The organism is Mesorhizobium sp. M7A.F.Ca.CA.004.06.1.1 (assembly GCF_003999135.1).
Lineage (GTDB): Bacteria > Pseudomonadota > Alphaproteobacteria > Rhizobiales > Rhizobiaceae > Mesorhizobium.
The window spans coordinates 1-9,884 of the sequence record NZ_RZPQ01000143.1 but is presented as its reverse complement, the minus strand read 5'-3'; the positions used below and the strand labels follow the sequence as shown (position 1 = coordinate 9,884).

6 protein-coding genes and 1 pseudogene are annotated in these 9,884 nt (G+C 64.1%); 4 read left to right on the top strand and 3 right to left on the bottom strand.

Annotation, left to right across the window (positions count from 1 at the left end; all coding sequences use genetic code 11):
- Nucleotides 1-187 precede the first annotated feature (187 nt).
- Nucleotides 188-604 (bottom strand): helix-turn-helix domain-containing protein, encoded by a 417-nt coding sequence (locus EN906_RS11635; RefSeq protein WP_127269040.1) that lies wholly within the window; start codon nt 602-604, stop codon nt 188-190.
- Nucleotides 605-709: 105 nt separating this feature from the next.
- Here EN906_RS11635 and EN906_RS11630 point away from each other — a divergent pair.
- Nucleotides 710-2,949: pseudogene (locus EN906_RS11630) on the top strand (heavy metal translocating P-type ATPase).
- A gap of 6 nt (nt 2,950-2,955) precedes the next feature.
- Here EN906_RS11630 and EN906_RS11625 read toward each other — a convergent pair.
- Together EN906_RS11625 and EN906_RS11620 are read right to left on the bottom strand one after the other, a co-directional pair.
- The gene (locus EN906_RS11625) at nt 2,956-4,140 is read right to left on the bottom strand and encodes an MFS transporter (protein WP_127271335.1); all 1,185 of its coding nucleotides are present in this window, start codon (nt 4,138-4,140) and stop codon (nt 2,956-2,958) included.
- 148 nt (nt 4,141-4,288) lie between these two features.
- Complete coding sequence (locus EN906_RS11620; protein WP_127271336.1) at nt 4,289-5,953, bottom strand: Na/Pi cotransporter family protein; 1,665 nt, start codon at nt 5,951-5,953, stop codon at nt 4,289-4,291.
- A gap of 388 nt (nt 5,954-6,341) precedes the next feature.
- Here EN906_RS11620 and EN906_RS11615 point away from each other — a divergent pair, with 388 nt between their 5' ends.
- The 3 genes from EN906_RS11615 to EN906_RS11605 all read left to right on the top strand — a co-directional run.
- Complete coding sequence (locus tag EN906_RS11615) at nt 6,342-6,722, top strand: RcnB family protein (protein ID WP_127270906.1); 381 nt, start codon at nt 6,342-6,344, stop codon at nt 6,720-6,722.
- 136 nt (nt 6,723-6,858) lie between these two features.
- Nucleotides 6,859-8,793 carry a DNA primase gene (gene dnaG, locus EN906_RS11610; RefSeq protein ID WP_127271338.1) on the top strand — a complete coding sequence of 645 codons (1,935 nt, stop codon included), beginning with the start codon at nt 6,859-6,861 and terminating at the stop codon, nt 8,791-8,793.
- A 423-nt stretch (nt 8,794-9,216) separates the two neighbouring features.
- Nucleotides 9,217-9,884, top strand: a 668-nt coding sequence (locus tag EN906_RS11605) for an RNA polymerase sigma factor region1.1 domain-containing protein (RefSeq protein WP_281060438.1), incomplete at its 3' end; no start/stop codon positions are given.

Sequence of the window (9,884 nt, the reverse complement as noted above, 5' to 3'; positions counted from 1 at the left end):
TGCCGGCATCTTCTCCCCGTAAACGGGGAGAAGGGGCTGGTCGCGACCTCGGTGCCATCTCTGCAACGTTGGCGATTGGCGAAACCATTGATGACAGCGTCCTTCGCCCCGTTTACGGGGAGAAGATGGCGGCAGCCAGATGAGGGGCGGCGCCGACTTTGACGCGTAAGCTTGTCCTTCGAACCTCTCAATCATGCTCATCGGCGCACAGCGCATGATCCGATAGCGCGCGGATGACGTAGCAGTCGCCGACCGTCTGGCCATTGCAGCACGTGGCGATGCGTTCGAGCTCGGCCTCGAGCCGCTTCAACTGGGCAATCTTTTCCCGCACCGAGATCAGTTGCTCCTCGGCGATCTTGTCGGCGTGGCCGCAGGGCTGCTCGGGGTGGCCGCTCAACTCGATCAGGGAGCGGATGTCCTCGACGGCGAAGCCGAGGTCGCGGGCGTGGCGGATGAAGGCCAACCGCTCCAGCTCCTGCCTGGAATAGCGGCGCTGGTTGCCTTCCGAGCGCTCGGGTGCCGCAACAAGGCCCATTTGCTCGTAGTAGCGGATGGTCGGCACCTTGACCCCGGTGCGGCGCGAGAGATCACCGATGGAAAACATGAATTTGCCTCTTGAAGCTCTAGTCACTAGAGCAATTACAATGCCTGACATCAGCATTCAAGACCATACGGCGACGCCGCGCGGGCAAGACAGGCAGGTGATGTGATGACGACGCTCCTCAAGCAGGAAACAATCAGGCAGACACGGTTCAAGATCGGCGGCATGGACTGCGCCTCCTGCGCGGCCAAGATCGATACGGCGGTGCGTCGCCTCGACGGCGTCGCCGATGTCTCGGTTTCGGTGACCGGCGCCAGCATGACGGTCAGCCACGGCGGCGCACTGCCGGAAGACAAAGTGCTGCAGCAGGTGGCGCGGCTGGGCTATGGCATCGTCAAGGCCGATGGGCGTGCACCGGCGGCCAAAGCGCATGACCACGCTGATCCCGATCATGAGGGCCACGATCACGAAGGTCACGATCATGGTGGCATGTCGGCGGGCCAGCAGACCGCTGGCTCTACCCACCTTCACAGCCATGCCGAGCCGGGGCAGGCGTGGTGGCGTTCCCGCCGGGCAGTGCTGACGCTGGCCTGCGCGGCAGCGCTTCTCGCCGCCTATGGCATCGGCCATCTGTTCCCAGTGGCTGAGCGTTGGGTGTTCCTGGGCGCGCTGCTGGTCGGCCTGATGCCGATCGCGCGGCGCGCGCTGATGGCGGCATTGGCCGGCACGCCGTTCTCGATCGAGATGCTGATGACCATCGCGGCGATAGGCGCCGTGATGATCGGCGCCACGGAAGAAGCGGCCGCCGTGGTGGTGCTGTTCCTGATCGGCGAACTTCTGGAAGGTGTCGCCGCCGGCCGCGCACGGGCGAGCATCCAGGGGCTTGCCGATCTGGTGCCGAAGACGGCACTGGTCGAGCGGGCGGGCGGCACATCTGAGATTCCCGCCGAAGATCTCGGCGTCGGCGACATCATCCTGGTGCGGCCGGGCGACCGCATCCCGGCCGATGGCGAGATCATCGAGGGATCGAGCGATATCGACGAGGCGCCGGTGACCGGCGAGAGCACGCCCAAGCGCAAGGGCGTCGCGGACGCCGTCTTTGCCGGCACCATTAGCACAGACGGCGTGCTCAGGGTTCGCGTGACGGCTGCCGCGTCCGACAACACCATCGCCCGAATCGTGCGGCTTGTGGAGGAGGCGCAGGAAGCCAAGGCACCGACCGAACGCTTCATCGACCGCTTCTCGCGCACCTACACCCCGGCGGTGCTGGCGGTCGGCGCGCTGGTTGCGCTGTTGCCGCCGCTGCTCATTGGCGGCGACTGGAACGAATGGATCTACAAGGGCCTGGCGATCCTGCTGATCGGTTGCCCCTGCGCGCTCGTCATCTCGACGCCGGCGGCGATAGCCGCAGGTCTTGCGACCGGCGCGCGGCGTGGTCTGTTGATGAAAGGTGGTGCGGTGCTGGAGGGCTTTCGCCGGATCACGGCGGTGGCCTTCGACAAGACCGGCACACTGACGGCGGGCAAGCCTGTCGTCACCGACATCATGGCCTATGGCCGCGATGAACGCACCGTGCTGGCGCTGGCGGCGGCGCTCGAGCAGGGTTCCAGCCATCCGCTGGCCATGGCGATCCTCGACAGGGCCAAGGCTGATGGTGCGCCGGTGCCGCCGGCTCTGGCGGCGAAGGCGATCTCGGGCAAAGGTGTCGAGGGCAGCGTCGGTGGCGTCGCCGTCTTCCTCGGCTCCGGTCCGGCGGTGGGCGAACGCGCCGACATGACGCAAGTGCAGCGCCTCGCCGTCGACAGCCTCAACGGGCAGGGCAAGACCGTGTCAGTGCTGGTCGCCGACGGCGTGGTGGCAGGGCTGATCGCCATGCGCGACGAGCCGCGACCGGATGCGGCGGCCGGCATTGCGGCGCTTAAGGCCGAAGGCATCCGCACGATCATGCTGACCGGCGACAATCGCCGCACGGCGCAAGCCATTGCCGCTTCGCTCGGCATCGAGGCTCGGGCGGAGCTGTTGCCTCAGGACAAGCAGCGCATCATCGGTGAATTGCAGCGCGAAGGGCTGAAGATCCCAAGGTCGGCGATGGCATCAACGACGCACCGGCGCTCGCCGCCGCCGACATCGGCATCGCCATGGGCGGCGGCACCGATGTGGCGCTGGAGACGGCGGACGCGGCGATCCTGCATGGCCGCGTCATGGACGTCGCGCGGATGGTAAAACTGTCGCGGGCGGTGATGGCCAATATCGGCCAGAACATCAGCGTTGCGCTCGGGCTGAAGGCGGTGTTCCTGGTCACGACCATTTTGGGCATCACCGGCCTGTGGCCGGCGATCCTGGCCGATACCGGCGCCACGGTGCTGGTCACCGCCAACGCCATGCGCCTGCTGCGCTGGCGCGGGTGAAGTGGTCTATTCCGCTGGGGCCGTCAGCGGCGGCGTGGCGTTGCTGCGCCCTTCCCAGACATAGGATGCCAGCGCCACCGCGACGGCGACCAGCATGGCTATGGCGCCGAGCAGCGGCAGGCTGCGGTAGCCATAGCCGCTGTTCAGCATCGCGGCGCCCAACGACGCGGCCAGCGCGATGCCGACATTGAAGCCGGACGGAATGAGCGACGAGGCGAGGTTCGAGGCGTCCGCCGTCCAGGCCAGGATGCGGGTCTGGATCGGTGTGCCGATGGCGAAGTTGAGGCCGCCCCAGACGACGATCGCCACAACCATCGGCAGGGGATAAGGGCTGACGGCGTAGATGACGGCCAGCGTCACCGCCTGCAAGGCCAGCATGGTGATCAATGACGGCATCAGCTTCCAGTCGGAGAGCTTGCCGCCGAGGAAGACTCCCAGGGTGGCACCGACGCCGTTGAGCAGCAGCACCCATGGCACCAGGTTCTCGTCGAGCCCGGTGACTTCCAGCAGTGTCGGGGTGATGTAGGTGAACAGGCCGAACTGGCCGATCATCAGCATCAGCATCAGGATCAGCGAAGTCCAGACCTGCTGGCGGGACAGCACACGGACCTCGCGGGCGAAACCGGCAGGCCTGGCCGATGAGCCGGTGGTGCGCGGCAACAGGGCTGCCATGGCAAGCGTTGCCGCCACGCCGAGCGCGCACATCACCCAGAAGGTGGCGCGCCAGCCCCAGATGTTGCCGATCGCGGTGCCGGCCGGCACGCCGATGACGTTGGAGACGGTGAGGCCAGACAGGATGACGGCGACAGCCATGCCGCGCTGGTCCTCGCGCACGAGACCCACGGCGACGACCATGGCGACGCCGAAATAGGCGCCATGCGCGACCGCCACGGCAATGCGCAACAGTAGCATCGAGGTGAAGTCGGGCGCCAGCGCGCAAGCCGCCTGGCCGATGGTGAAGGCGATGGCGAGGCCGAGCAGCAGGCTCTTGCGCGACAGCGACTTGGTGGCGAGCGCCAGCAGTGGACCGCCGATGGCGATGCCGCAGGCATAGCCGGAGACGAGATAGCCGGCCGAGGGAACCGAGACGCCGAGCCCTTCCGCCACTTGCGGCAGCACGCCGGCAATGACGAATTCAGTGGTGCCGAAGGCAAAGGCGGCGATGAACAGCGCAATGAGCGGAAGCGACATGGGGAAGCCTTAGCTGGAACGGCCTCAAACCACGGATGAGCGTCGCGGGCAATCCAGAAATTTTTGTCGCGAGTTTAGGTTTTCTTCAGTGGGGGCGCGAGGCGATGAAGTGCCAATCTCCCTCACGAGGGGGGAGATCGGCTGCTTCTCAGCTCGCCTTCAACCTGGATCCAGTCAGCAGACCGCGCTCTTCGAGCACCGGATAGGCCATCGAGGCCAGCAGCGAATTGATCTGCTTCAGGTCGCGGATGGTGTCGAGATGGATCGAGCTGGTCTCGACGCTCTTGGCAGTGCCGTCGCGCAGGCGCACGAAATGGCTGGCGCTGGTTTCTTTTTCGCGGTCGCGAAGCCGGTCTTTTTCCAGCACCAACTGGCGGGCGGTCTCGGGATCGCGCGACACCAGAACGTTGAAGGCAAGCCGCGCATTGGCCAGCACCGAGCTATGGAAGGCGCACAGCTCGGCCCAGCCCTCGTCGGTGAATTCCAGTCCGCGCTCGAACTTCTTTTTCACATGCACCAGCATGTTGCGCACGATGATGTCGCCGACCTGCTCCAGCTTGACGCAGGCGCCGATCAGCTCCTGGCAGCGCAGCGCCTCGTCCTCGGTCAGCGCGTTCCTGGTCAACTTGGCGAGGTAGAGCTTGATCGCGGCGTGCTTGCGGTCGACGCGGTCGTCGAGTGCGGCCAGCGCTTTAATCTTGTCGGCGTCGGCGCTTTCATAGAGTTCGATGATGCGCTTGAGCATGATCTCGATCGTCTCGCAGACCCGCACCACCTCGCGGGTGGCATTGGCAAGCGCCTGGCTCGGCACGTCGAGCGCGCTTTCGTTGAGCGCGGACAGCTCGACGACGTCAAGCGAGGCGGCCGGCACGGGCTTGATGCCAAGTGCGACGATCTTCTCCGAAGCGCGGTAGACAAACCCTGCCAGCGGCAGGCCGGCGAGCAGGATCAGCACATTGAACAGGATGTGGGCATTGACGATCTGGTCCGCCGCCGTCGAACCGAGAAAGGCGAAGTGCGGCCTGAAGATCATGACCAGGATCAGCATGACAAGCGAACCAAGCCCGCGCATCAGGAGGTTGCCGATCGGCACGACGCGCACCTCGGGGCTCGACGAGCGGGTCAGCATCGGCGCGATGATCGAGGAGCCGAGATTGACGCCGAGGATAAGAACGACGCCGAGTTCAGGCGTGATCAGGCCGCGGCCCGCCAGCGTCGCCATCAACAGCACCGCCGCGATGCTCGACTGGAACAGCCAGGTGATCAGCGCCGCCAGCAGATAGGCGGTGATGGAATCGGTCGAGAAGTAGTTGATGATGACCGGCATGAGCTGGCTGTTGCGCAGCGGCTCAGACGCCTGTCCGATCATCTCCAGCGACAGGATCAAAAGGCCGATGCCGACCAGAATGCGGCCGGTCTGGCGCCAGTCGCGCCGCTCGGTGGCCATGAACATGACCGTGCCGGTGATCAGGCACAGCGGCACCAGCAAGGTGAGGTCGAAGGTCAGCAGCTTGACCACCAGCGCAGAGCCGATCTCGGCGCCGCGCACTGCCAATTGGCCCGCGGCGCCCGAGACGATGCCAGAGCCGGCGAAGGAGCCGACCAGCAGCGTGACGGCGGTGGAGCTTTGCAGGGCGATGGCAAGGCCGGTGCCGGCCAGCACCGCCATGATCGGATTGCGCATGGTGGCGCGCAGGCGATGGCGCAGCACGTCGCCATAGGCGCGTTCGACGCCGGTCTTCACCATGCGGGTGGCAAACAGCATCAGCGCCACGGCGCCGGCCAGATGCAGAAGGACGACGGACCCGCTCATTTCGTCCCCCGCATGCAAACCGGATGCGCGTCCTGTTTGGCGTGGCGATCAGAAGGGAAAACGAGGGTACGAATCATGTTCATGGCGGTGGCTTATAATAGCTCGAATATTTTAGCCGGATAATAAAATCTTGTCGATTTCAAGGGCCGTTGCAGCGCGACGGGCGGTGTCGGAAAATGGACGGACGCGCAAATGGTTGCATTGCGGGGCGGACGCGAAGCAACGGATAGGCCGAGTTAGCAGCGCGACAGACTCCTGACCTTTGCGATTATGTTCAGCTCTATCGGGTAAATCAAGGAATTCATTACGCAATTGTAATGCAGGCGTTCAGTTTCGGTTCATCGGTGGCCCGCTATTCCTCTGGCATCGACAACCAAGGAGACTTCTCTTGAAACGCATTGTCCTTTCCGCACTCGCTTTCTCGATGCTGGCCGCTACGTCGCTCACCGGCCAAGCCGCACCGCTGAACGCACCGAACGCTCCGCAGTCGAACTACAGCCAGGTCGACTGGCAAAAGCCCACCAACAGGGATGTCAAGAAGCGCTTCATCCAGAAGCGCGTCATCCATAAGAAGGTCATCGTAAAGCGCAACAACTGGCGCAACGGCCACAAATATTCAGGCTGGAGACAGCACCAGCCGATCCGCGACTACGGCCGCTACGGCCTGCATCGTCCCGGCCGCGGCCAGGAATGGATCCGCGTCGGCAACGACTATGTGTTGGTCGGTGTGCTCTCCGGCGTCATTTTCGGCGCGCTTGCCGCGCACTGATCGCTCCCCAGGCGGATATTGGAAAGAGGCGGCCCGCAACGGCCGCCTCTTTTGCCTGTGGAAACCGGGTATGGCCCGCATTAAGGGTCGTCGGATTTCGCGGGTATGATTATATAATCGGGAAACGAGTTCCCCGATGCGCTTTCCACCCGCCTTCCTCGACGAGATACGCGACCGCGTGCCGATTTCATCGGTGATCGGCCAGCGCGTTGCGTGGGACAGGAAGAAAACCAACGCGCCGCGCGGCGACTATTGGGCGTGCTGCCCGTTTCATGGCGAGAAGAGCCCGTCCTTCCACTGCGAGGACAAAAAGGGCCGCTATCACTGTTTCGGCTGTTCGGTTTCGGGCGATCATTTCAAGTTCCTCACCGAACTCGATGGGATGAGCTTTCCCGAAGCGGTCGAAAAGATCGCCGACATGGCCGGTGTGCCGATGCCGGTTCGCGATGCGCAGGAGGAGCGGCGCGAAAAGGAACGCGCCAGCCTGACAGACGTCATGGAGATGGCCACCACCTTCTTCCAGGAACGGCTGCAGGGGCCGGAAGGCGCCAAGGCGCGTGCCTATCTGCGCGACCGCGGACTGACGCCGGCGACGCAGCAATCGTTCCGGCTCGGTTTTGCGCCCGACAGCCGCAATGCGCTGAAGGAGCATCTCGCCGCCAAGGGCGTGCCCAAGGCCGACATCGAGGCTTGTGGACTGGTACGCCACGGCGACGACATCCCGGTTTCCTATGACTGGTTCCGTGACCGCATCATGTTCCCGATTCCGGATTCCCGGGGCAAGATCATCGCCTTCGGCGGCCGTGCTTTGCAGCCGGACGCGCTGGCCAAATACATGAACTCGCCTGACACCGAGCTCTTCCACAAGGGCAACGTACTCTATAATTTCGCCCGCGCCCGCAAGGCCTTGGCCAAGGGCGGCACGGTCATCGCCGTCGAAGGCTATATGGACGTGATCGCGCTGGCGCAGGCCGGCTTCGAGAATGTCGTGGCGCCGCTCGGCACCGCGCTTACCGAGAACCAGCTCGAACTGCTCTGGCGCATGGCGCCGGAGCCGATGCTGTGCTTCGACGGCGACAAGGCCGGGCTGAAGGCAGCGTGGCGGGCCGCCGACATGGCGCTGCCATCTGTGCAGGCCGGCCGTTCGGCGCGCTTCGCGCTGCTGCCGGAAGGCAAGGATCCCGACGATCTGGTCAAGGCCGAAGGACCGGATGCGTTTCGTCGCGTGCTGGCCGAGGCGCGGCCGCTGGTCGACCTTTTGTGGATGCGTGAGACGGCGGGCGGCGTCTTCGATACGCCGGAGCGGCGGGCCGAACTCGAGAAGACGCTGCGCGAGCTGACCAGCCGCATCCGCGACGAAAGCCTGCGCTACCACTACCAGCAGGAGATGCGCGAGCGTGTGCTGAGCTTCTTCGGCTCGCAGCGCAGTGGGCGTCAAGGTCGGCAGGACTGGAAACAGGGCCAGGGCAAGACGGCCGCGCCCGGCGGGCAGTTCGCCAAAGGCGGTGGCGGCCGCATTGCGATCACCGAAAGCCTCGGCCAGTCGGCTTTGGTCAAACGCGGCGGCGAGGGGATGTCGGTGCGCGAGGCGACGATCATCGTGGCGTTGATCAACCATCCGGCGCTGATCGACGAGAATTTCGCCCATATCGAGTTCCTCGATCTCGCCAACTCCGACCTGAGGCGGCTGCATGCGGCAATCCTCGATGCGATGGCGCATGACATGGCCAATGACCGTCAGGCGGTGATTGCGACGATCGAACGCGCCGGCTGTGCCGATATCTGGGAGCGGGCCGTCGGGCTGATCCGGCGGATGCGGCAATGGCCGGCGCTGGAGACCGCCGCCCTTGAAGATGCCCGCGATGCTTTCAGCCAGGCGCTGCACTTGCAGCGCAGCGCGCGCACCTTACATAAGGAGCTGAAACAGGCGGAAGCGGCGCTCGCCACCGATCCCACAGACGAAAACTACCGGCATCTGATCGAAATTCAGGCGCAATTCCAGGATGTGCAGGCCACGGAAGCGCTGATCGAAGGGTTTGGCGTCTCCTCGGGCAGGGCTGGGCGAGCTTAGTTGGAAGCGAGTGAATTGAGAAAGCGTCGTTGCGCGTCCAAATGGCGCGTAACGGGCTAAGTCGGGTAATTGATTCGCTTTTTTCATGCGAATCATGCGAGAGGCGCTTGACCTTCTGGCAGATTGGCGGAATCAGGACGATTCGAAACGTTAACCCGAACCCGCGTCGACGGGAAATAAGCGATGTGAGGTACTGGTCACTGGACAGGCAGCCCGCCTGCCACAGATATCAGGGTTAATCTGGACTTAATGCATGTCGCCCAAAAGGGGAAACCCGATTTGGGCAACGACATACACCAAACGAAACGAGTTGATGCAGTTACTGGCCCGGTGAAGCGCGTTTCATAAGCGAGCGCACCCGATTTGACTGGTCCGACAGCTTACGCGGCTTTGAAGTTCGGCCGCTAGGAGAAGATAAAGACTATGGCGACAAAGGAAAAGGAAGAGGTCGAAACCGAACGCGAAGGCGCCACCGATGGCCCTCTGCTCGACCTTTCCGATGATGCTGTCAAGAAGATGATCAAGGCCGCCAAGAAGCGCGGCTATGTCACCATGGACGAGCTGAATTCGGTGCTGCCCTCAGAGGAAGTGACCTCCGAGCAGATCGAGGACACGATGGCGATGCTGTCCGACATGGGCATCAACGTGGTCGAGGACGACGAGCAGGGCGAGGAGCCCGAGGCCGCCGACACCGCGGCCGATGCCGAGGAAGACGCCAACGAGTTGGCTGAGCAGACCGGCACCGCGGTCGCCGCCACCACCACCAAGAAAGAACCGACCGATCGCACCGACGATCCGGTGCGCATGTATCTGCGCGAGATGGGCTCGGTCGAGCTGTTGTCGCGCGAGGGCGAAATTGCCATCGCCAAGCGCATCGAGGCCGGCCGCGAGACGATGATCGCGGGTCTGTGCGAAAGCCCGCTGACCTTCCAGGCCATCATCATCTGGCGCGACGAACTCAACGAATCCAAAATCCTGCTGCGTGAGATCATCGATCTCGAAGCCACCTATGCCGGCCCCGAGGCCAAACAGGCGCCGGTGGTCGAGCGCGTCGAGGAAGCCAAGGTCGAGGACAAGCCGCGCCGTTCGCG

What these genes read in the sequence shown, in the direction of transcription:
- EN906_RS11635 (WP_127269040.1), bottom strand. Translation starts at nt 604, where the DNA reads ATGTTTTCCATCGGTGATCTCTCGCGCCGCACCGGGGTCAAGGTGCCG.
- EN906_RS11625 (WP_127271335.1), bottom strand. Translation starts at nt 4,140, where the DNA reads ATGTCGCTTCCGCTCATTGCGCTGTTCATCGCCGCCTTTGCCTTCGGC.
- EN906_RS11620 (WP_127271336.1), bottom strand. Translation starts at nt 5,953, where the DNA reads ATGAGCGGGTCCGTCGTCCTTCTGCATCTGGCCGGCGCCGTGGCGCTG.
- dnaG (WP_127271338.1), top strand. Translation starts at nt 6,859, where the DNA reads ATGCGCTTTCCACCCGCCTTCCTCGACGAGATACGCGACCGCGTGCCG.